Genomic DNA, 20722 nt, shown 5'->3' on the forward strand with positions numbered 1-20722 from the left:
CCCCTCGTAGAACCGACTGCTCCCGCCTTCCCTAACGAGGGACCGGCGGGAGGTTCGTAAGCGTACGCAGAGCCTGATCACGCGCGCGGAAGCCGAAGCTGACGAGGGTGACGCTCTCTCCGGCACTGAGGGGCGTCCGGCCGTGCGGCGTGAGCGCGCCGTCGAAGACGACGCAGTCACCCGGGGCGAGGTCGCATTCGAGGTGGCCGTCGGCGTTGACGAAGACGGTGGTGCTGGCCCGGGGCGCCCTGGCAGGGCGCTCGTGCTTGAGGCAGAGGATCAGGTTGGCCTCGCCGAAGCCGGACTCGTCCACGTGGAAGTCGAGGAACTGCCCTTCCTCCAGGTACGCGATGTAGACGGCGGTGTGCGGCTGCTCGACGTCCAGGCCGGTGGACCGCGCTACGACTGCGGCGACATCGACTTGTGCGGCGAAGCGGTTCGCGGTCTCGCCGACTGCCGCGTTCCACTTGCCGTTGTGGAGGTATCCGTCAGCGGTGACGGCCTTCTCGGCTTCCTCCGCCATCGCGGCGAGCAAGTCTACGGGGAACGACTGGTCACTCAGGTGGCATGGGTGAACGCGCTGGTGCGCGGTGAGCCCACGCACAGCGTCCCGGAGGGCGGGGAAGTCCTCTGCCCACCGGGCCGGCGCCTTGGCCGTGGTCTGGGACTGGAGCCATGAGGTCCACTGACCGCTCCACCGGCGCGGCACCGCGCCGCCTGCCGCCGATACGTCGGCCTGGCCGATCAGCAGCTCGACCCGGTCGAGTGCGGCCTGCGTGGACTCCACCAGCTCGGCATCCCCCTTGGCGATCCGCAGGCGCAGCGCCTCTTGCAGATGGGCCTGCGCATCCGCGAGGTCACCGCGCTCCATCAGGTGCTTTCCGGTGTGCTGGAGCGCGAAGTCGAGGAGCTCCGGGTGCCGGCTTCGCGCAGTGTTCAGGGCACCGCGGTAGAGCGCGTCCGCCGTCTGCACGTCACCGGCGTAGCGGTGCGCGTCGCCGAGGTTGAGCCCGGTGGCGACGACGGCCCGGGTGTTACCCATGGCTGCGGCGAGGTCGAGCGACTGCCGGAGGAACGCATGGGCCTCCTCGTGGTGGCCCAGGCACATCTGGCCGATGCCGATCCACCTGGTCAGGACCCGAGCACGCGCGGGGTCGCGCTCCTCGGGCAGAGCCCGCAGTTCCTCGTGGAGTCGGCCGACCGCGGCGGTCAGCTGGTTCCGGTCAGTGGGGACCATACGCAGGTCGTCGTCCTGGTCGATGAGGTGCTGGAGCACTGGACCTTCCCTCGTTCGGTTCTGCTCAGCGTGGCACTACAGCTGGTCGGTCTGGTCACGCAGGTCGGCCAGCAGCTCCACCCCGTGCGGGGAGAAGTGCCCACGCAGGAGTTCGAGTTCGCGGATGAGGTAGCGGACAGCCGACAGGCCGTCGTGGTAGGCGCTCTGGAAGCTCACGCGCTCGGTGGGCGTCAGGTCGTCGCGGCGCAGTTCGGTCTGGCGGAACCGCAGAAGCTGGTTGTACACGCAGGTCGCGTGGAAGGCCCTGTCGATCTCCCAGTACTGGTTACGGTCCGCTCCCTGCCCGGCCCGCCACTTGATTTCGATCGCCCGACCCGTTGCTGGTGCCGTTCTTGTCGTCCATGCCGTGCACTCCTTCCGATTCACCCGCTGAGAAGCGCGGAGGCGGTGGGTTGCCGAAGGCGTCGCTGATGTCCATCCTGATGACCCGGGAGGCCCGCCTTACGCGATGATGGGCGACCCCGTCAGGGCCCGATCGACTTTGGCACAGGCAACTCGCACCTTCGAGCAGGAACGCAACGAGCGAGCTGCGACGCTCGCTCCGACACCAGGAGAGGAACTACGCGCGGAACGAGGCACTGGTGCGATTCCGCCTCGCCGGGGCGCTCGCGCAGGCAGGTGAGGCCGAGGAGTCGGCCCACGAACTCACCTCGGGAACCATCCTGCTGACCGAGGTGTCGTCCGGCCGGGCCCGCATGTCAATGGAGGAGGCACACTCCCACCTGCGGCTATTGAATCCCTCCCTGGCCGCTGCCAGCACTGCCCACCTGATCGCTTGAAAGGAGAATCGTGCAAACGCCCACCTTCGAGACCTTCACAGATCCCGAAGCCGCTAACCGGGTGCTGGACGAGATAGCACCGCTGTACGAGCAGGTGTTCGCGGAGCCACCGTACTTCGAAGGGCCCCGCGACCTGGCCGAGTTCCTGGAGGGGCTACGAGGCGTTCCGGACCATGCCCGGCTTCCGACTGGTGCTGGCTCGCTCGGGCGCCACCCTGGTCGGGTTCGCTTTCGGCGTCCTACTCCAGTCGGAAAGCCGCTGGTGGAGCGGCCTCGGCTTGGATGAGGAGTTCACCCGCGAGGACGGGCACCGGACGTTCGTGATCCGGGAACTCGCCGTGGCTTCGGATCAGCGCCGGCGGGGGTTGGGCCGGGAGCTGCACGCAGCCGTACTCGAAGGTGCCCAGGTGGAGCGCGTCACGCTTGCGGTCCGACCCGAAGCACAGGCTGCGATGAAGATGTACGAAGCCCTCGGCTATCGAGACCTGGGTGACAAACCTCCGGCTTGGGAAGGGGCCCCGGTGTACCGCTACGTGGCCCGGTAGCGGAACCGGCAAGCTCATTCTCCGCCAGCGCCCTGGCCCAAGAGTTCGGCTGTTCGCTTATCGGTGCTTTCCCGCGTCGACTCTCGTTACGCTGTCAGGTGGTCGAACTCTCCCGTCTTGACGCCGCACAGGAAGGCACGGAGTCCGTCAGGCGATGTGGTGATGACGACATCGGGGTCATCGCTCTCGCGGATTTTGATGCTGCGGTCAGGGGCTGCAGCGAGGTAGATACAGTTGGCGGTGTCGCCGCTGAATGACGACTTCTGCCAGTTCTGAACGGCCATGATTGCTCCCCTCTCAAATGCTCTGGGCGATACGGCGGATGAGGTCGCGGGACGCGTCGGGCTTGAGCGCGCTCACCTCCAACCGGTCCAACACGGCTCGATACTTGATCAGCTGCGGTTCGGTGTCAATGAAGTCGTACCGGTCCCCATCAACCTGCACACTGTCCAATCGGGCGACCTCGGCGGCGAAGTACACGATCCCGGCGCCAGAGCTGGGGTAGCTACCGGTGCCGAACGGGATCACCCGCAGGTCGATGTGCGGGTACTCGCTCATCCTCAGCAGGTGTTCCAGCTGAGAGCGGGCAACCTCTGGACCCCCGAAGTCCATGCGCAGTGCGGCCTCATGGACGACGGCCGACAGCGGGCTCGGCCGCTCGCCGTAAAGCACCGCCTGCCGCTTGATGCGATGAGAAACAAGGTGTTCCACTTCGGGCGGCGACAACGGTGGCACCACATCCCGGAAGAGCGCGCGAGCGTGCTCGGGAGTCTGGAGAAGACCGGGGATGTGGATCACCGTGGCGATCCGCATCGATTGCGCATGGTGCTCGAGCTCCGCCAGGTCGAGCGCTCCGGCCGGCAGGATCTCGCGGTACTCCTCCCACCAGCCCCGGGTGCGACCACCGGTCATGCAGGTCAGCGCCTCGATCAGGGCGTCATCCACGCAGCCGTAGAGGCGGGCCAGGGTCCGTACCCGGTCCGCGCTTACCGGATATCCGCCGGATTCGATGTTGCTGATCCGGGACTGCGGGGTGCCGTGCAGTTCCCCGGCTCGCGTGACCGACAGTCCTGCCTGCTCCCGCAACCGGCGCAACTCTGTGCCGAGTCGTCGCTGCCGGATGCTCGGAGGAATCTTGCTGGGCGGCATCCGCTGTCTCCTCACTCTCGACCGCCGTCGTCGGTGCCGTCACCCTTTGGAGTGGTGGTGATATGACTTCCTCAGAAGCGGTGGACTACATACTACCGACTAGCTACTTTTGATCCTGCGTCAGGGCCGATCGCTGCCCGTGGTGGTAGCAGCGATTCGTCCAACTCCCCTCCACGTAGGAGACTTCCATGACCGCTACGCCCCCGCCAAACCCCCGTCCGGTCACGCCAAGGTTGCCGCCCGCCCCGACCTTCGACCAGGAGCTGTGCGAGCTCGCGCTCGACACCGCACCCCGGTTGTTCGCCGTCGTGCAGGTTTGCGGCGAGGGCCCTGCGGACGCCGACGGGTGGGTCGTGGCCTGGGGGCTTGTCGACCGTGACGGGCCCACGCACGTCATCGGCATCGACGGGCGGACGCGGATGACCCTCGCGTCTCCCGAACGAGCCTTGCGCCATTTCGCCGGGCGACCGGGGATCACCTCGCGGCTGGTCTGGCTCGCGCGGCCGGGAGCTGCTGGGCTGGACCGACCCGAAGCTGCCTAACTCCCAGCCTGCCGATGCTTCTGTGGACGGAGGAGCAGGCGCGAGGGACGCAAGGGATGCGCCAGGCTCGGCCGCAGGCCCACCCGGCTTGCGTTGTTCGCTTGCTTTTCCCTGGCTTCGGCGGCCCGGCCGTCATCGGCCGGGCCGCCCACCGATCGCTGTGATTGCAGGTCATGCCAGATGGGAGCACTCCCTTGACAGCGGGGCGGGTGGGTGGATGAGGCGCGCCCAATGCGCGCGTCGGCCCGCGCCCAATCAGATGCCCTCTTATGCACAGGAAGTCGGTCTCGCCGACTTCCTGCGCAGAGCACCGGACACTGCCGTCGCCGCTTCGGCCATGCCGAAGCGGCGACGGGCACCCTCAGCGCGCCAAGGGGGCAACAGTCGCCCCTGCTGCAGTTTATGTCTGAGCCCGGATTCCTGGTACGGCCGAAGGCTCCGAAGCTGTGAGGTATGAGCTGCATGCGCCCCATCGGATCGGGCCTCATCCCTCTCGGACCGACGGCCCCCGGCCCTCCAGCTGGTCAAAGGGTTGTCGTCAATTGACCTGGTGATCACAAGTGCGCCGTCCCTCCTTTGCCAAGGAGGGGCGGCGCACTTGTTTTGAGTTTCTTTTTTGAAAGCTGAGTTAGCGCGAAGCCCCCTCGGCAAGTAGGGGGCGACACCAGAATTCCCCATCTTCTTTGATAACTTCCCACGCTCCCGCTGCTGTGGGGGGCGGGGCTTCGTGGTGTCCGGTAACGCTTCGGCATCCTCGGCTGCGCCGACCATTGACACTCCGCTGACGCGGCCCGTACGGTCCTGTGCCAAGCGACTGGAAAGTTTCCTAACAGTTCACGTCGATCGGTCGGGAGGGGAGGATTCCGGGCATGACCAAGAGCACCCCCAAGGCCCCCCTCGCCGGCACGCCGAGCCTCCTGCGCGCCATCAACGACCGCGCTGCCCTCGAACTGCTGTTGGAGCAGGGCCCGCTCTCCCGCACCCAGATCGGCACCCTGACCGGGCTGTCCAAGCCCACCGCCTCCCAGCTTCTGGCCCGGCTTGAGGCCGCCGGGCTGGTGCTGCCGGTCGGCACCACGGCGGGCGGGCCGGGGCCCAACGCCCAGCTGTACCAGGTGAATCCGGCCGCCGGGTACGTCGCCGGGCTGGACGTGACCAACAGCGGGATCCGGGTCGCGGTCGCCGACATCACCGGCACCACGCTGGCCGAGCACACCGTCGCCACCAAGGGCGTGCCGGCCGCCGGGACCGTCCCGCGGGTCGCCGCCGCGGTCGCCGAGGCGGTCCGGGCGGCAGGACTCTCCGAGGGCAGCCTGCGCACCGTCGCGATCGGCGTCGGCGGCGCGCCCGACCCGGTCACCGGCAAGCTGCGCTACGCGTCCCACCTGCCCGGCTGGCACTCGCCGCGGCTGGTGGAGGAGCTGTCCGAGGCGATCGGCGCGCCGGTGTCGATCGAGAACGACGTGAACCTGGCCGCCGTCGCCGAGCAGGCCTCCGGTGCGGCGGCGGGCTTCGAGGACTTCGTCCTGCTCTGGGCCGAGGCGGGGGTCGGCGCCGCGATCGTGATCGCCGGGCGGCTGCACCGCGGCTTCACCGGCGGCGCCGGGGAGGTCGGCTACATGCCGGTGCCCGACTCGCCCGTCGAATGGGACTCCCGGCGCCGCAAGTTCGGCGGGTTCCAGGCCCTCGTCGGCGGGCCCGCCGTCCGGGCGCTGGCCCGCGAGCACGGGCTCGGCGCGCCCACCGCGCAGGAGTCGATCGCCAAGGCCCTGGCGACCCCGGGCGCCGGCGACGGCTTCCTCGCCGAGCTGGCCGGGCGGCTCGCCGTCGGCCTGGCCGTGATCGTCTCCGTCGTCGACCCCCAGCTGGTGGTCCTCTCCGGGGCGGTGCCGAGCGCGGGCGGGGAACGGCTGCGCGCGCTGGTCGAGGAGGAACTGGCCCGGATCTCCATCGCCAGACCGGAGGTCCGCAGCAGCGCCCTGCCCGGCTCACCGGTCCTGCTCGGCGCCCTGCAGCGGGCCCTGTCGGACGCCCGCGAGGCGGTCTTCTCCACCCACTGACGCTCCCCGCACCTGCACCCACCTGCACCCACCTCTCCCGACCCCCGAACGCGGGACCCGAGGCGACGACGCCTGCCCGCGCACTCCCAGGAGGACCTCGAAGTGCACGCCACCACCTCCCGCCGAGGCCGCCGCACGATCGCCGCCGTCGCCGGCAGCGCCGTCCTGGCCCTGCTCGCCACCGCCTGCACCGGTTCCAGCGACTCGGGCGGCAACGACGACTCGGCCAGCGGCAAGGACGTCACCATCACCTTCTGGCACGGCTGGAGCCAGGACAACGAGACCAAGGCGATCAACGACAACATCGCCGCCTTCGAGAAGGCCCACCCCAACATCCACGTCAAGGCCGTGGGCAACATCCCGGACGACAAGGTCAACCAGGCGCTGCGGGCCGGCGGCGACGACGCGCCGGACGTGGTCTCCTCCTTCACCACCAACAACGTCGGCATGTTCTGCTCGACCAAGGCCTTCGTCGACCTCAAGCCGCTGCTCCAGAAGAGCGGCATCGACGCGGCCAAGACCTTCCCGGCCGCGATGCTCGGCTACACGCAGTTCCAGGGCAACCAGTGCTCGCTGCCGCTGCTGGGCGACGCGTACGGCCTGTACTACAGCAAGAAGGCCTTCGCCGCCGCGGGCATCGCCCACCCGCCCAAGACCTTCAGCGAGTTCGCCGCGGACGCCGCCCTGCTGACCGTGCCCGACGGCGACTCCTACAAGCAGCTCGGCTTCATGCCGCTGTACCACGGCTACGAGTCCACCACCGAGCACTACCTCGGGCAGTACGGCGCGACCTACTTCGGCTCCGACGGCAAGTCGAACATCGCCGCCGACCCGAAGGTCGCCGCGATGCTCAAGTGGCAGAAGGGCCTGGTCGACCAGCTCGGCGGCTACGCCAAGCTGGAGAAGTTCCGCTCGACCTTCGGCGAGGAGTTCAGCGCCAAGAACCCCTTCCACACCGGCCAGGTCGCGATGGCCCTCGACGGCGAGTGGCGCACCGCCTCGCTCGCCGAGAACAAGCCCGACTTCGAGTGGGCCACCGCCGCGTTCCCCGTCCCGGACGACCAGGCCGACACCTACGGGCGCGGCTACCAGACCGGCACCATCGTCGGCATCGCGAGCACCAGCAAGAAGCAGGCCGCCGCCTGGGAGTTCGTCAAGTACCTGACCACCGACACCGACGCGGTGGTGAGCTTCGCCAACGCGATCCACAACGTGCCGAGCACCTTCGACGCGCTCAACTCGCCGAAGCTGGTGGCCGACGACAACTTCAAGACCTTCCTGGACGTCGCCAAGAACCAGCACTCCGGCACCACCCCGCCGGCCGTCAACGGCGGCGGCTACATCGTCTCCCTGCAGAACCTGGGCTACGACTACGAGTCCGGCAAGCAGGCCGACCTGCAGGCGGGCCTGGCCGCCACGGCCAAGCAGATCGACACCGACATCGCCCAGGCCAAGTAAGCGCCGCGAACGGCCCACGGAGCTCCCATGTCACTCGCGTTCGGCACCCGCAAGGGAAGCGGCGGCAAGGCCGGCGCCGGACCGACCGACCCGGCGGCGCCCTCGACGCAGCACCTGCTGCGCCGGAAGCGCCGCCGGGAGGCGGCCCGCACCCTCGCCTTCCTCTCCCCCTGGCTGATCGGGTTCAGCGTCTTCTTCGTCTACCCGCTGGTCTCCACCGCCTACTTCTCCTTCACCGGTTACAACGGCTTCGGCCAGCCGTCCTTCAACGGCCTCAAGAACTGGGACTACGTCTTCAACCAGCTGCCGACCTTCTGGCAGGGGCTGCGCAACACCCTGTGGCTGGTCGTCGTCATGGTGAGCCTGCGGGTCGCCTTCGGCCTCGGCATCGGGATGCTCATCACGAGGATCAAGACCGGCACCGGCTTCTTCCGGACCGTCTTCTACCTGCCGTACCTGGCCCCGCCGGTGGCCGCCACGGTGGCCTTCGCCTTCCTGTTCAACCCCGGTACCGGCCCGGTCAACCACCTGCTCGGCGAGCTCGGCCTGCCGCAGCCCGGCTGGTTCGCCTCCCCGGACTGGTCCAAGCCCGCGCTCACCCTGCTCGCCATGTGGGGCGTCGGCGACCTGATGGTCATCTTCATGGCCTCGCTGCTGGACGTCCCCAAGGAGCAGTACGAGGCGGCCGAACTGGACGGCGCCGGGCCCTTCCAGAAGTTCCGGTACGTCACGCTGCCGAATATCTCGCCGATCATCATGTTCGCGGTGGTCACCGGGGTGATCCAGACCATGCAGTACTACACCCAGGCGATCGTCGCCGGGAAGGTCGCCAGCGGCATCGCGGGCAACTCCGGCCAGCAGTTCGAGCCGGGCTACCCGAACGGCTCCACCTGGACCCTGCCGCAGATGGTCTACAACCTCGGCTTCCAGCGCTTCAACTACGGCGCGGCCTGCGTCGTCGCCCTGGTGCTGTTCGCCATCTCGATGGCCGTCACCTCGATCCTGCTCCGCCGCAAGTCCGGCTTCATGACGAGCGACGACTAGCGGGCCAGTGAGGACCTGATCATGACTCTCAGCAACACACTCACCGAGACGCCGGCCCCGACCGGCGCCGCCCGCCCCGCCCGCCCCGGCGGCCCCGCCGCCCGGGCCGCCCGGCGCCGCGCGCTGCTCAACTGGGTGGCCGTCCACTCGCTGGCCGTCGCCGCCGCGCTGTTCTTCCTGCTGCCCTTCGTCTTCGTCTTCCTCACCTCGGTGATGACCGACCAGCAGGCGCTCACCACCGACTACTGGCCCGCCACCTGGCAGTGGGGCAACTACGGCAAGGTCTGGGACACCCCCGGCTTCCTCACCTGGTGGCGCAACACCCTGCTCTACGCCGGGTTCGGCACCCTGCTGACCGTCGTCTCCAGCCTGCCGGTCGCCTACGCGCTCGCCAAGTTCCGATTCCGGGGCCGCAACCTGGCGCTGACGGCGGTCATCGCGATGATGATGCTGCCGCCGCAGGTCACCGTCATCCCGATGTACCTGTTCTGGTCCAAGCAGATGGGCATGAGCGGCTCGCTCTGGCCGCTGATCATCCCGATGGCCTTCGGCGACGCGTTCTCCATCTTCCTGCTGCGCCAGTTCCTGATGACCATCCCCAAGGAGTACCTCGAAGCCGCCCGGATCGACGGCTGCGGCGACCTGCGCACCCTGCTGCGGGTGGTCCTGCCGATGGCCAAGCCGGCCATCGCGGCGGTCGCGCTGTTCCAGTTCTTCTACTGCTGGAACGACTACTTCGGCCCGCAGATCTACGCCAGCAACAACCGCGAGGCGTGGACCCTCAGTTACGGGCTCGAGTCCTTCAAGGCCGCCCACCACACCAACTGGAACCTCACCATGGCCGCCACCCTGCTGGTGATGGCGCCGGTGATCGTCCTCTTCTTCTTCGCTCAGAAGGCCTTCATCGAAGGCGTGACACTGACAGGGGTCAAGGGCTGATGTCCGCACCGAAGACGTCCGGAGCTTCCTCGCTCAAGCTGGCCATCGTCGGCGGTGGTTCGACGTACACCCCGGAGCTGATCGACGGCTTCGCCCGGCTGCGCGACAGCCTGCCGATCGGCGAGCTGGTGCTGATCGACCCGGCCGCCGAGCGGCTGGAGCTGATCGGCGGGCTCGCCCGGCGGATCTTCGCCAGGCAGGGGCACGGGGCGGTGGTCACCGTGACGACCGACCTGACGGCGGGCATCGCGGACGCCGACGCCGTGCTGCTGCAGCTGCGCGTCGGCGGGCAGGCGGCGCGCGACCGGGACGAGACCTGGCCGCTGGAGTGCGGCTGCGTCGGGCAGGAGACCACCGGCGCCGGCGGGCTCGCCAAGGCGCTGCGCACCGTCCCGGTGGTGCTGGACATCGCCGAGCAGGTGCGCCGGACCAACCCGGACGCCTGGATCGTCGACTTCACCAACCCGGTCGGCATCGTCACCCGGGCCCTGCAGACCGCGGGCCACAAGGCCGTCGGGCTGTGCAACGTCGCCATCGGCTTCCAGCGCAAGTTCGCCGCGCACCTGGGCGTCGACCCGGAGCTGGTCCGGCTCGACCACGTCGGGCTCAACCACCTGACCTGGGAGCGCGGGGTGACCCTGCTGGACGGGCCGGGTGCGGTGGGCGGTCGGGAGGTGCTGCCCGAGCTGCTGCGGGACTTCGGCAAGGAGATCGCCGAGGACCTGCACCTGCCGCAGCCCGTCATCCAGCGGCTCGGCGTCGTACCGTCCTACTACCTGCGGTACTTCTACCAGCACGACGCGGTCGTCGCCGAGCTGAAGGAGCAGGGCTCGCGCGCCGCGCAGGTCGCCGAGATCGAGCGGCAGCTGCTGGAGCTGTACGCCGACCCGGCCCTGGACACCAAGCCCGAACTGCTCGGCAAGCGCGGCGGCGCCTTCTACTCGGAGGCCGCCGTCCAGCTGATCGCCGCCCTGCTCGGGACCGGCGGGACTTCCGGGCGCGGTGGGACCTCGGTGCAGGTGGTCAACACCCGCAACGACGGCGTGCTGCCCTTCCTGCCAGACGACGCCGTCATCGAGGTGCCGGCCGAGGTCGACGCGGACGGCGTGCGCCCGCTGCCGCAGCGCCCGCTGGAGCCGCTGTACGCCGGCCTCGTCGCCGCCGTCACCGCGTACGAGCACCTCGCCCTCGACGCCGCCCTGCACGGGGGGCGCCACCGGGTCTTCGACGCGCTGCTCGCCCACCCGCTGGTCGGCCAGATCGAACTCGCCGACCAGCTCACGGACCGTCTGCTCGCCCACAACCGCGAGCACCTCGCCTGGGCCTGACCCGGCCCGCGACGTGCCCGGCCCCGCGTTCCCCAGGGAACGCGCGGGCCGGGCACCGCGAGGAGACCGTCCACACCCGGCCGACGACCATCCGGCCGGGCACCACCGGCCGCCACACCGCGGCCGGGCCACGTACGAGCCGCGGGGACCTCATGACCCACCAGCCCGAACCACTCCTGCCCGGCGTACTCGCCATCGACGCGGGCAACTCCAAGACCGACGTCGCCCTGATCGGCGTCGACGGCACCGTCCTCGGCAGCGCCCGCGGCGGCGGCTTCGCACCCCAGAAGATCGGCGGCGCGGCAGCCGTCGCCGGGCTCGCCCCGCTGGTCGCTCAGGCCGCCGCCGAGGCCGGCCACCCCGGCTGGGACGGCGTGCTCACCAGCCACGTCAGCGCCTGCCTCGCCAACGCCGACCTGCCGGTCGAGGAGGAGGCGCTGCGCGACGCCCTCGAGTCCCACCCCTGGGGCGTCGGCAACACCGTCGTCAACGACACCTTCGGCCTGCTGCGGGCCGGCACCGACGGCCCGCGCGGCGTCGCGGTCGTCTGCGGCGCCGGGATCAACTGCGTCGGCCTCCTCCCGGACGGCCGTACCGCCCGCTTCCCCGCCCTCGGCGAACTCACCGGCGACTGGGGCGGCGGCTCCGGGCTCGCTCTCGCCAGCATGTGGCACGCCGTACGGTCCGAGGACGGTCGCGGCGGGCCCACCGCGCTCGCCCGGGCCATCGCCGGGCACTACGGGCTGCCCAGCGCCGGTGCCGTCGCCGAAGCCGTCCACCTCGGGCACCTGCCGAGCGTGCGGCTGCACGAGATCGTCCGGGTGCTGTTCGCGGTCGCGGACGAGGGGGACGCCATCGCGCTGGGGCTGATCGACCGCCAGGCCGACGAGATCGTCCGGCTCGCGGTGGTCGCGCTCGGGCGCCTGGGACTGCTGGACTCCCCGACCCCGGTGGTCCTGGGCGGCGGCGTGCTCGCCTCGGAACAGCCGCTGCTGCTGGACAACCTGAAGGCGCGCCTCGCGGCCGCCGCGCCGCTGGCCGAACCGCGGGTCGTCGTGGCGCCGCCGGTGCTGGGCGCGGCGCTGCTCGGGCTCGACCACCTGGAGGTGGGCGCGGAGGCGCAGACGCGGCTGCGCGCGGCGTACGAGCGGGCGCGGCCGGTCGCGGCCTGAGTCCGCGTCATGTCGGTGCGCGTCGGGGGAGCGCGCGTCACGCGAAGCCTGCGTCGAGCGAGCGCGTTGTCAAGGGGGCCGCGCCACAGACTTCCCTCCTCCGCCGGATCCGCACGTCCGGCGGGGGAGGGAACCGCACGACCGGCAGTAGTCGTACTACCCGAGTAACGACAGTCGTCGCCGCCCGGGGAGACTTGTGCCATGGCCGTGTCCCGCAACCTCCTCGCCGCCGCCCTCCTGGCCTGCGGCACCGCTGCCGTCCTCACCGGCTGCACCCCCGCCGGCCCCCACCCGACAGCCGCCGCAGCCTCCGCCTCCGCGGTCGCCGACGAGGGCGTGGACGACTTCCTGGACGTGGACGACGACGACCTCGCGGAGGAGGACGAAGAGGAGGGCATGGAGGCCTACGCCCCCGCCGGCGACCCCTCCACCACCGGAGACCCCTCCACCGTCGGTGCCCCCTCCACCACCGCGCCGGACTGCACGGCCCCCGCGGAGCAGCCGGGCCACGAGGTCCTCGTCGTGGTCTCCGCCGGCCCCGCCGAACTCACCGCCCAGCCCGCCCGCTACGCCTGCGACCCCGCCCGCTACGCCCCCACCGGCAGCCCCGTCCACTACGGCTTCGCGGCGGCGGGCGTGACGGCCACCCTGGTCGACCGGCCGCACGGCGACCCGGCCCGGGCGGTACCGCTGGAGGAGCTGATCGTCCACCTCAACGACTGCCTCGCCGAGCGGGACCCGGCGGACCCGTTCGGCTGCCACGGGAACGCGTACGACGTGGTGCTGGACTCGCACGGGCGGATCATGCGGATCGGCGAGGTCGGGAGGTCCTGGACCTCCGGGCGATGACGGGCTCTCCGTCGCGCCGAGGCCCGCGCCCATACGGTGTAGAAGCTCCTCGCAACTGTTGACATTCGGCTGTGCTACGCGCGTCGGCCGCGCTCCAGCTGGGGACTTTTGACGTTCGATACGTCCCTTGGGGCCTTCCTTGGCACGGGCCTTACTGAACCTTCGTTGACCCGGTTTCGGCGGCTCTGGTTGGCTTCCGCCCGTCGGCGGTGAACACCGGTCCCCATCCCCACGTCGCTGACCGTCCGTCACGGGCGGTCCGCGGCTCCGGCCTGCCGCCGTCGCACCCCCCCTTCGTCCCCCCACGGTGCCGCCGTGCCCCCCACCGGAGCGCGGCCGGCGCACGAGAGAGGAACCCTCACGATGGGCATGTCCCCCACCTCCCGCCGGATGCGGACCCGGGCCCTGACCGGGCTCAGCGCGCTGGCGCTCGCCGCCACCGGTTTCGCGGCCGCCCCGGCCGCCCAGGCGGACCAGCCGGTGAACGAGACCGCCGGCCACACCCACTCCTACCGGCACGGCGCCGTCCCCACCAAGGAAGCCGCCGCCGCCTCCGCCTCCGGACGCCGGACCTCGAACCTCAAGTTCGGCGGCGGTGTCGACGGCATCGGCGTGACCACCGGCGCGCCGAAGGTCTACCTGATCTTCTGGGGCTCGCAGTGGGGCACCCAGGGCACCGACGCCAACGGCTACACCACCCTGTCCGGCGACCCGATGGGCGAGGCCGTCCGCACCCAGCAGCTGTTCAAGGGGCTGGGCACCAACGGCGAGACCTGGTCCGGCGTCATGACGCAGTACTGCGAGGGCGTCGCCGCGGGCTCCACCACCTGCCCGTCCACCGCCGCCCACGTCGGCTACCCGACCGGCGGCGCGCTGGCCGGCGTCTGGGTGGACACCTCGGCCGCCGCCCCGGGCCAGGCCACCGGCAACCAGCTGGCCGCCGAGGCCGTCAAGGCCGCCGGGCACTTCGGCAACACCACGGCCGCCTCCAACCGCAACGCGCAGTACGTCGTGCTGTCGCCGACCGGCACCCACCCGGACGGCTTCAACACCTCGTCGGGCAACTTCTGCGCCTGGCACGACTGGAACGGCGACACCACGCTGAGCGGCGGCGCGGCCGCCTCCCCGTACGGCGACGTGGCGTTCTCCAACGACCCGTACGTGACCGACATGGGCACCTCCTGCGGCCAGAACTACGTCAACAGCGGCAGCGCGGGCCTGCTGGACGGCGTGACCATGGTGTACGGCCACGAGTACTCGGAGACCGTCACCGACCAGAACCCGGCCGGCGGCTGGACCGACTCGACCGGCTACGAGAACGCCGACAAGTGCGCCTGGAAGGGCACCGGCGGGGTCGGCGGCTCGCAGAACGTCGCCTTCGCGACCGGCTCGTTCGCCATGCAGGGCACCTGGTCGAACGACTACAACGGCGGTGCGGGCGGCTGCATGATCTCGCACCCGATCGTCCCCTGACACCGGGGGCACGGGCGGTGCCCGGGTGACGTCCGGGTGATGCCCGGGGCGCGGTGAGGCGCCGGGGTGGGCTGTGCGGGCCCGCCCCGGCGCTTCGCGCACCGCGGGTACGGCAGGCACCACCGCGGTGCGACAGGTACGGCTTACGGCGCGACCAGCCCGAACTCGTAGGCCTGGATGACCAGATGGACCCGGTCGCGGGCGTCGAGCTTGGTGAAGAGCCGGGCGACGTGGGCCTTGGCGGTGGCGACGCTGATGGTCAGCTCCTCGGCGATCTCGGCGTTGGACAGGCCGCGGCCGACCAGGGTGAGCACCTCGCGCTCGCGCCCGGTGACGCTGTCGGCGACGGCCCGCCGGGGCTGCCGCCCGGCGGGCTGCGCGGCGCCGGTGTCCGGGCGGGCGGCGAACTCGCCGATCAGGCGACGGGTGATGCCGGGGGCGATCAGGGCGTCCCCGGCGGCGACGATCCGGATGCCGTCCAGGATGGTCTCCAGGGCGAGGTCCTTGACCAGGAAGCCGCTCGCACCGGCCCGCAGCGCGCCGTACACGTAGTCGTCGTCATCGAAGGTGGTGAGGACGAGGACGTGGGTGGGCAGGTCCGGGTCGGCGGTGATCCTGCGGGTGGCCTCGATGCCGTCGGTGCGGGGCATCCGGATGTCCATCACGGCGACGTCGGGGCGCAGCCGGGCGACCAGGTCGACGGCCTCGGCGCCGTCGCCGGCCTCGCCGACCACCTCCAGGTCCGGGGCGTCGGCGATGAGCACGCGCAGTCCGGTGCGGATGAGCGGCTGGTCGTCCACCAGTACGACGCGGATCACGGTCCCACCTCCACGGGGATCGGCAGTCGGGCGGCGACCCTGAAGCCGCCTTCGGGGCGCGGTCCGGCGCTGAACTCGCCGTGCAGCAGGGCGACCCGCTCGCGCATGCCGGCGATCCCGTAACCGGTGCCGGGGGTCGTCGCGACCGGGACTGCCCCCAAGTCGACGACGGTGACGGCGAGTTCGTCCGGCCGGTAGTGGACGGTGACGTGGCAGTCGCGGGTGCCGGAGTGCTTGACCACGTTGGTCACCGCCTCCTGGATGATCCGGAAGGCCGCGAGGTCGACGTCGGCCGGCAGGGTGCGCGCCTCGCCCCCGCGGGTCACCGCGACCCGGACGCCGGCGCCCGCACTCCTCTCCACCAGCCGGTCCAACTCGGCCAGCCCGGGAGCGACTTCGAGCGGCGCCGACTCCGGCTCGCCGGCCCGCAGCGCGCCGAGCATCCGGCGCAGACCGGCCAGGGTCTCCCGGCTGGTGGCCTCGATGGCGTTCAGCGCGTTGCGGGTCTCGGCGGGCTGGGTGTCCATGACCCGGCTGCCCATGCCGGCCTGGATCGCGATGATGCCGATGTTGTGCGCGACCATGTCGTGCAACTCACGTGCTATCCGTAGCCGTTCGGCGGTCACGGCCTGCTCGGTGGCGCGTCCGCGCAGGGCCTCGGCGTGGACGCGGCCCTGGTGGACGGTGTTGCCGATCAGCCAGGCGATCAGGACCGTCGCGCCGAAGCCCGCGTAGGCGAACGGGTTGATGAGGCTGCCGCGAACGGCCCCCCAGAGGAGCAGCCCGACGATCAGGGCGAGCGGCATCCCCAAGGCGGTGAGCGAGACGGCGCGGGAGCGGGTGGCGGCGCAGTAGCCGACGACGGCGTCGGCGATCAGGAACTGCAGCGGCGCCGTCTCCGGGACGGTCCACATGCCGAGCGCGTAGACGCTGCCCGCGAGCGCCACCGCGATGGCGGCCAGCGGCAGGCGGACGAGGAACGTCGCCACCAGGGTGGTGACCACGGCCGTGACCACCAGCGGCATGTCCTCCGGGTTGCCGTGGTACTCGAGCAGGTGGCGCAGCTCGTCCTCACGTGTCAGGAAGCGGAACGCGACCAGGACAGTCCAGAACGCCCCCACCCACACGCCGGCGGGCAGACGCCTGAGCAACGGCGGCCGGGCTTCGGTGATCATGACGCGATGGTAGCCGCGGCCCGCAGGGCGACGCATTGGCCCGGGGGCCTAATCCCCGGGGCCAGTACGGCGGTGCGCGGTTGTGGCCCGGCGCCCGATGCCGGGGCGGGACGGTGACCGGCAGGGTCGTCCCCGTGATCGAGATAGAGCGACTGACCAAGCGGTACGGCGACACCACGGCCGTCGACCGGTTGACCTTCACCGTCCGGCCGGGCGCCGTGACCGGGTTCCTCGGCCCCAACGGCGCCGGCAAGTCCACCACGCTGCGGATGATCCTGGGTCTGAACACCCCGACCGGGGGCACCGTCACCGTCGGCGGCGTGCCCTTCGCGGACCGTTCGCGCGGGCTGCGGCACGTCGGCGCGCTGCTGGACGCGGGCGACGTGCACGGCGGGCGCAGTGCCCGGGCGCACCTGTCGGCGCTGGCCCGCAGCAACCGCATCCCGTTGGGGCGGGTGGAGGAGGTGCTGGCGGAGGTGGGGCTCACCGGGGCCGCCGGGCGGCGGATCGGCGGCTACTCGCTGGGCATGAGGCAGCGGCTCGGCATCGCGGGCGCGCTGCTCGGCGACCCGCCGGTGCTGCTGTTCGACGAGCCGCTGAACGGGCTGGACCCGGAGGGCGTGCTCTGGGTGCGCGGGCTGTTCCGACGCCTGGCCGCGGAAGGGCGGACGGTGTTCGTCTCCAGCCACATGATGGCGGAGATGGAGCACACCGCCGACCGGCTGGTGGTGATCGGACGCGGACGGCTGATCGCGGACGAGAGCCTGGCGGAGTTCTCGGCCCGCAACGCGGTGACGTCGGTGGCGGTGCGGACTCCGGGACTCGCTCTGCTGGCGCAGGTGTTGCGCGCCGAAGGGGCCGAAGTACGGGAGTCGGACGCCCGGTTCGGGACGGTGACCGGCATGCCCGCCGAGCGGGTCGGCGAACTCGCCCTGCGGAACGGCGTGGTGCTGCACGAACTCACCGTCCGGACGTCATCCCTGGAGTCGGCGTTCATGTCCCTGACCGCCGACAGTGTCGAGTACCAGGCTGGAGAGGCCCGATGAGCACGACCCCCACCGTTCGTCCCGGTGAGCCGGCGCCCCGGTTCACCGACCTGCTCGCCGCGGAGTGGATCAAGCTGCGCTCGCTGCGGTCCACGTACTGGGTGCTGGCGCTCGCCGCACTGGTGGCCGTCGCGGTCAACGTCAACGCCGTCCGCTCCGACCTCGTCTACATCGACCACCCGCCGCAGCCCGTTCCCGGCTTCCCGCCGCCCCGGTACGACCCGCTGTTCCGCGGGCTGGGGAGCATCTCCTCCGACCTGATGGCGATCGCCGCCGGGAGCCTCGGGGCGATCACCGTGTTCGGCGAGTACACCACCGGCCTGATCCGCACCACCTTCGCCGCCGTGCCGGACCGGCGCGGGGTGATCGCGGCCAAGGTGCTGCTGGTCGGCGCGGTCACCGCGCTCGCCGGGGCCGTGGTGTCGGCCGGGTCCTTCTTCGCCGTCAACGCGATGCTCGCCTCCCGGCACCTCGGGCTCTCCATCACCGACGAGGGCTGCCTGCGGGCCGTCCTCGGTTACGCGGCGATCGTGCCGGTCTGCGCGCTGATCGGGATGGCGCTCGGCGCGCTGCTGCGGCACGCCACCGCGTCGGTCGTCTCGCTGGTGCTGCTGCTGTTCGTCCTGCCGCTGATGTTCGGCGGGGACCGCTACCGGTGGCTCGCCGAGATCGGCAACCACCTGCCGATGCGCGCCGCTTCGCGGCTCACGGTCATCCCCGACTTCGCGACCACGATGGGGCAGTACGCGCCGAGCGTGCTCGACGCGTGGGTCACGATCGGACTGTGGTCGGTCGTCGCGGTGGCGGTGACGGTGGTCCTGGTGCGGCGGCGGGACGTGTGAGGTCCCGCGCGGTCGACCGAGGCCGCGCCGGGTGAAGTCCGGTCGCCACCCGCCGGCTTCACCTACCGGCTTCAAGGTCATCCGGTGGAAGCCGAACGGCGCCACGAAGCGGCCCGCCGCCAGCGCCGCGTCGGCGACGGCGGGCGGGTAGGCCTGGTAGAGCACGATCGTCCGGTCGTCGTGGTCGGCGCGGATCTCGCGCAGTGCGGTCATCTCCGCGCACCCCCCTGGTCGCTGCACCCGCTGGTCGGTGTACCCCCTGGCCGGGCACGCTGCCAGGCCTGCGGGGGCGGCGCAACGGAATTGCCGCGCGGGGGGGTGGGGATGGGGCGGCCTGGTCAGGCCACCGCCGTGCCGGCCTTGGTGCGGAAGGCGGTGAGGGTGGCCACCGGGACACCGCAGGCGGGCAGGAAGGAGGCGGCGCCGCCGTGGTGGACGCGGACGCGGTCGAGGAAGACGGACATCGCCTCGGCCGGGGCCTCGAGGAGCGGGGCCGGGATGGTGAGGTTGCGGCCCCGGGAGTCGGTGACGCGGGAGCTGGAGCGGGCGGCGGTGCGGTCGTTGAGGGCGGTGCGGTGGCGCTCGGCGAGACCGGCGAAGATCTCCGGGAGGGCGTCGGTGGTGCGGGCGTAGTCGGCGACGATGCGCTCGGCGGAGGCGCCGAGGAGGTCGAGGAGCAGGGCGGTCAGCAGGCCGGTGCGGTCCTTGCCGGCCGCGCAGTGCAGCAGGACGGCGCCGGGCCGGACGGTGGCCTCGACGGCGGCGGCGAGCGCCTCGGGGGCGGACTCGGCCAGCAGCACGTAGAAGTCGCCGAGGTCGGCGGCGGTGGTCATGGTGCTCATCCGCGCGGTGAGGGCGTCGGTGGCGGGGTTCACCGGGGCGGCGACGACGGCTATCCCTGCGGCCTCGGCGGCGGCCCAGTCGGCGGGGTCGGTCTCCCGCGGGTCGCGCAGGTCCACGACGGTGCGGATGTCGCAGGCGCGCAGCTGGGCGACGGTCGCCTCGTCGGCGGCCGGGAACGGCTGGGCGGAGCGGTACAGCACACCCGGGCGGACCCGACGGCCCTCGGGGTCACCGAGGGCGGCGGCGTCGCGGAAGTTGACCAGGGACATGCGGGAGGCCTTTCGGTGGAGCCGCGCCCGAAGGGAGCAGGACATCTAGACGTCTAGATGTCTAACCCGTCCCGGGGGTGCCGGGCAAGCCGCCGGCGGACGGGCGCATCTCTCCATCCCACTCCTGCCGGCGCGCGACGGCGACCGGAGGGGGCGGGTGCCGGCGGGCGGGTGCCGGCGGGCGGGGTTCTTGGGATCGACGCGTGACCAGAGCGGGCGGGCGCGGTTCGCGGGATCGACGGTGACCGGTGCCGGCGGGCGGGCTTCGTAGGATCGGCTCGTGGCCACCAACCAGCCGAGCAACGAAACGGGCGACCCGCCGGGCACCCCGCTGTACCGCCGCCTGGCCCGCCGGCTCCAGGAGCGCATCGACGCCGGCACCTACCCGGCGGGCGCCCGGCTGCCGAGCGAGCCGGAGCTGAGCGCCGAGTTCGGCGTGAACCGGCTGACCGTGCGGCAGGCGATGGCGGAGCTGGAGCGGGCGGCCGTGGTGGAGATCCGCCGGGGCGTGGGCACCTTCGTCCGCCCGCCCGCCGTCCGCGTGTCGATCGCCGTGGACCCGCGCAGCCAGCGCTTCGACCTCGGCAGCGTGCACGCCGCCCTGCCCGAGGTCGGCCGGGGCGGCGTCGAGCCGGGGGACGGCGAGTTCGTCGTGGCCGCGCCCGCGGTGACCGGCTCGGCGGAGGACGCGGAGGCCGCCCGCCGACTGGGCCGCACGCCGCGGGAGCTGTCCCGGGTGGACTCGGTGATCCGCCTGGGCGGGCGGGCCCGGGCGGCGTCCAGCTACTGGGTGCCGTTCGGCCCGCTGCCCGCCGAGCTGGTCCGGCCCGGCCGCCCGGGGAACCTGGTGCTGGACCTGGCGCGGGCCGCCGGGGTGGAGCTGGAGTACGACTGGCGGGCCTTCGGCGCGGTCGGCGCGGACCTCGCCGACGCCGAACTGCTGGGCGTCCCGCCGGGCACCGCGCTGCTGGTCCGCGAGGGCGTCAGCTGCACCCCGGACGGCACCCCGACCCTGTACGTACGGCGGCGGATCGACGGCAGCAGCGCGCGGTTCGTCCTGCACTTCCGCGACCGGTAGCGCCAGCCTCCGGCCG

21 protein-coding genes and 1 pseudogene are annotated in these 20722 nt (G+C 71.7%); 14 read left to right on the forward strand and 8 right to left on the reverse strand.

The annotated features are described in order from the left end of the window. Window positions 1-31: 31 nt before the first annotated feature. Together ACZ3TI_RS09930 and ACZ3TI_RS09935 are read right to left on the reverse strand one after the other, a co-directional pair. Complete coding sequence (locus ACZ3TI_RS09930; RefSeq protein ID WP_465725291.1) at window positions 32-1276, reverse strand: hypothetical protein; 1245 nt, start codon at window positions 1274-1276, stop codon at window positions 32-34. A gap of 36 nt (window positions 1277-1312) precedes the next feature. After that, the gene (locus tag ACZ3TI_RS09935; RefSeq protein ID WP_465725293.1) at window positions 1313-1522 is read right to left on the reverse strand and encodes a hypothetical protein; all 210 of its coding nucleotides are present in this window, start codon (window positions 1520-1522) and stop codon (window positions 1313-1315) included. 356 nt (window positions 1523-1878) lie between these two features. On the opposite strand from ACZ3TI_RS09935, the gene ACZ3TI_RS09940 reads away from it, so the two are divergent. Continuing rightward, window positions 1879-2076 (forward strand): hypothetical protein, encoded by a 198-nt coding sequence (locus tag ACZ3TI_RS09940; RefSeq protein ID WP_465725295.1) that lies wholly within the window; start codon window positions 1879-1881, stop codon window positions 2074-2076. A 173-nt stretch (window positions 2077-2249) separates the two neighbouring features. Next, window positions 2250-2621 carry a GNAT family N-acetyltransferase gene (locus ACZ3TI_RS09945; RefSeq protein ID WP_465725297.1) on the forward strand — a complete coding sequence of 124 codons (372 nt, stop codon included), beginning with the start codon at window positions 2250-2252 and terminating at the stop codon, window positions 2619-2621. Window positions 2622-2707: 86 nt separating this feature from the next. On the opposite strand, the gene ACZ3TI_RS09950 is transcribed toward ACZ3TI_RS09945, so the two are convergent. Further along, the gene (locus ACZ3TI_RS09950) at window positions 2708-2905 is read right to left on the reverse strand and encodes a DUF397 domain-containing protein (RefSeq protein ID WP_465725299.1); all 198 of its coding nucleotides are present in this window, start codon (window positions 2903-2905) and stop codon (window positions 2708-2710) included. A gap of 13 nt (window positions 2906-2918) precedes the next feature. Beyond that, window positions 2919-3770, reverse strand: a complete 852-nt coding sequence (locus tag ACZ3TI_RS09955; RefSeq protein ID WP_465725301.1) for a helix-turn-helix domain-containing protein — start codon at window positions 3768-3770, stop codon at window positions 2919-2921. 188 nt (window positions 3771-3958) lie between these two features. Here ACZ3TI_RS09955 and ACZ3TI_RS09960 point away from each other — a divergent pair, with 188 nt between their 5' ends. The 9 genes from ACZ3TI_RS09960 (at window position 3959) to ACZ3TI_RS10000 (ending at window position 14635) form a co-directional block, all read left to right on the forward strand. Beyond that, window positions 3959-4312, forward strand: coding sequence for a hypothetical protein (locus ACZ3TI_RS09960; protein WP_465725303.1), 354 nt, complete (start codon window positions 3959-3961; stop codon window positions 4310-4312). A gap of 869 nt (window positions 4313-5181) precedes the next feature. Then, the gene (locus ACZ3TI_RS09965) at window positions 5182-6372 is read left to right on the forward strand and encodes an ROK family transcriptional regulator (RefSeq protein WP_465725305.1); all 1191 of its coding nucleotides are present in this window, start codon (window positions 5182-5184) and stop codon (window positions 6370-6372) included. Between the two features lie 102 nt (window positions 6373-6474). Next, on the forward strand, window positions 6475-7830 hold the full coding sequence (locus ACZ3TI_RS09970; protein ID WP_465725307.1) for an ABC transporter substrate-binding protein: 1356 nt from the start codon (window positions 6475-6477) through the stop codon (window positions 7828-7830). A 27-nt stretch (window positions 7831-7857) separates the two neighbouring features. Next, the gene (locus ACZ3TI_RS09975; protein WP_465725309.1) at window positions 7858-8874 is read left to right on the forward strand and encodes a carbohydrate ABC transporter permease; all 1017 of its coding nucleotides are present in this window, start codon (window positions 7858-7860) and stop codon (window positions 8872-8874) included. Window positions 8875-8895: 21 nt separating this feature from the next. Further along, window positions 8896-9813, forward strand: coding sequence for a carbohydrate ABC transporter permease (locus ACZ3TI_RS09980; protein ID WP_465725311.1), 918 nt, complete (start codon window positions 8896-8898; stop codon window positions 9811-9813). Next, window positions 9813-11141: a 6-phospho-beta-glucosidase gene (locus ACZ3TI_RS09985; protein WP_465725312.1), complete on the forward strand. Its 1329-nt coding sequence runs from the start codon at window positions 9813-9815 to the stop codon at window positions 11139-11141. Before ACZ3TI_RS09980 ends, ACZ3TI_RS09985 begins: the two co-directional genes overlap by 1 nt. Window positions 11142-11293: 152 nt before the next feature. Further along, a complete protein-coding gene (locus ACZ3TI_RS09990) occupies window positions 11294-12313 on the forward strand; it encodes an N-acetylglucosamine kinase (RefSeq protein WP_465725314.1) in 1020 nt (339 codons plus the stop codon). Window positions 12314-12514: 201 nt separating this feature from the next. Next, window positions 12515-13162, forward strand: coding sequence for a hypothetical protein (locus ACZ3TI_RS09995; RefSeq protein WP_465725315.1), 648 nt, complete (start codon window positions 12515-12517; stop codon window positions 13160-13162). 363 nt (window positions 13163-13525) lie between these two features. After that, the gene (locus ACZ3TI_RS10000) at window positions 13526-14635 is read left to right on the forward strand and encodes a hypothetical protein (RefSeq protein ID WP_465725317.1); all 1110 of its coding nucleotides are present in this window, start codon (window positions 13526-13528) and stop codon (window positions 14633-14635) included. A gap of 143 nt (window positions 14636-14778) precedes the next feature. On the opposite strand, the gene ACZ3TI_RS10005 is transcribed toward ACZ3TI_RS10000, so the two are convergent. Further along, on the reverse strand, window positions 14779-15453 hold the full coding sequence (locus ACZ3TI_RS10005) for a response regulator (RefSeq protein ID WP_465725319.1): 675 nt from the start codon (window positions 15451-15453) through the stop codon (window positions 14779-14781). Then, window positions 15450-16628: a sensor histidine kinase gene (locus ACZ3TI_RS10010; protein WP_465725321.1), complete on the reverse strand. Its 1179-nt coding sequence runs from the start codon at window positions 16626-16628 to the stop codon at window positions 15450-15452. Before ACZ3TI_RS10010 ends, ACZ3TI_RS10005 begins: the two co-directional genes overlap by 4 nt. A gap of 134 nt (window positions 16629-16762) precedes the next feature. Here ACZ3TI_RS10010 and ACZ3TI_RS10015 point away from each other — a divergent pair, with 134 nt between their 5' ends. Next, entirely contained in the window at window positions 16763-17674 is a 912-nt protein-coding gene (locus ACZ3TI_RS10015) for an ATP-binding cassette domain-containing protein (protein ID WP_465725323.1), read from the forward strand. After that, the gene (locus ACZ3TI_RS10020; protein WP_465725325.1) at window positions 17671-18516 is read left to right on the forward strand and encodes an ABC transporter permease; all 846 of its coding nucleotides are present in this window, start codon (window positions 17671-17673) and stop codon (window positions 18514-18516) included. The genes ACZ3TI_RS10015 and ACZ3TI_RS10020 overlap by 4 nt, the downstream gene beginning before the upstream one ends. 66 nt (window positions 18517-18582) lie before the next feature. Here ACZ3TI_RS10020 and ACZ3TI_RS10025 read toward each other — a convergent pair. Continuing rightward, a pseudogene (locus tag ACZ3TI_RS10025) lies at window positions 18583-18729 on the reverse strand (DUF4291 family protein); the annotation flags it as partial. Between the two features lie 125 nt (window positions 18730-18854). Beyond that, window positions 18855-19628 (reverse strand): tyrosine-protein phosphatase, encoded by a 774-nt coding sequence (locus ACZ3TI_RS10030; protein WP_465725327.1) that lies wholly within the window; start codon window positions 19626-19628, stop codon window positions 18855-18857. 280 nt (window positions 19629-19908) lie between these two features. Here ACZ3TI_RS10030 and ACZ3TI_RS10035 point away from each other — a divergent pair, with 280 nt between their 5' ends. Further along, the gene (locus ACZ3TI_RS10035) at window positions 19909-20706 is read left to right on the forward strand and encodes a GntR family transcriptional regulator (RefSeq protein ID WP_465725329.1); all 798 of its coding nucleotides are present in this window, start codon (window positions 19909-19911) and stop codon (window positions 20704-20706) included. Window positions 20707-20722: the final 16 nt, after the last annotated feature.

The sequence above is a fragment of the Kitasatospora sp. NPDC023120 genome, assembly GCF_055560835.1.

Bases quoted from the DNA above. Each gene is read 5' to 3' on its own strand.
- ACZ3TI_RS09985 (WP_465725312.1), top strand. From the start codon at position 9,813: ATGTCCGCACCGAAGACGTCCGGAGCTTCCTCGCTCAAGCTGGCCATC.
- ACZ3TI_RS09955 (WP_465725301.1), bottom strand. From the start codon at position 3,770: ATGCCGCCCAGCAAGATTCCTCCGAGCATCCGGCAGCGACGACTCGGC.
- ACZ3TI_RS09975 (WP_465725309.1), top strand. From the start codon at position 7,858: ATGTCACTCGCGTTCGGCACCCGCAAGGGAAGCGGCGGCAAGGCCGGC.
- ACZ3TI_RS10030 (WP_465725327.1), bottom strand. From the start codon at position 19,628: ATGTCCCTGGTCAACTTCCGCGACGCCGCCGCCCTCGGTGACCCCGAG.
- ACZ3TI_RS10000 (WP_465725317.1), top strand. From the start codon at position 13,526: ATGGGCATGTCCCCCACCTCCCGCCGGATGCGGACCCGGGCCCTGACC.
- ACZ3TI_RS09980 (WP_465725311.1), top strand. From the start codon at position 8,896: ATGACTCTCAGCAACACACTCACCGAGACGCCGGCCCCGACCGGCGCC.
- ACZ3TI_RS09950 (WP_465725299.1), bottom strand. From the start codon at position 2,905: ATGGCCGTTCAGAACTGGCAGAAGTCGTCATTCAGCGGCGACACCGCC.
- ACZ3TI_RS10020 (WP_465725325.1), top strand. From the start codon at position 17,671: ATGAGCACGACCCCCACCGTTCGTCCCGGTGAGCCGGCGCCCCGGTTC.
- ACZ3TI_RS09995 (WP_465725315.1), top strand. From the start codon at position 12,515: ATGGCCGTGTCCCGCAACCTCCTCGCCGCCGCCCTCCTGGCCTGCGGC.
- ACZ3TI_RS09965 (WP_465725305.1), top strand. From the start codon at position 5,182: ATGACCAAGAGCACCCCCAAGGCCCCCCTCGCCGGCACGCCGAGCCTC.
- ACZ3TI_RS09990 (WP_465725314.1), top strand. From the start codon at position 11,294: ATGACCCACCAGCCCGAACCACTCCTGCCCGGCGTACTCGCCATCGAC.
- ACZ3TI_RS09960 (WP_465725303.1), top strand. From the start codon at position 3,959: ATGACCGCTACGCCCCCGCCAAACCCCCGTCCGGTCACGCCAAGGTTG.
- ACZ3TI_RS10010 (WP_465725321.1), bottom strand. From the start codon at position 16,628: ATGATCACCGAAGCCCGGCCGCCGTTGCTCAGGCGTCTGCCCGCCGGC.
- ACZ3TI_RS09945 (WP_465725297.1), top strand. From the start codon at position 2,250: ATGCCCGGCTTCCGACTGGTGCTGGCTCGCTCGGGCGCCACCCTGGTC.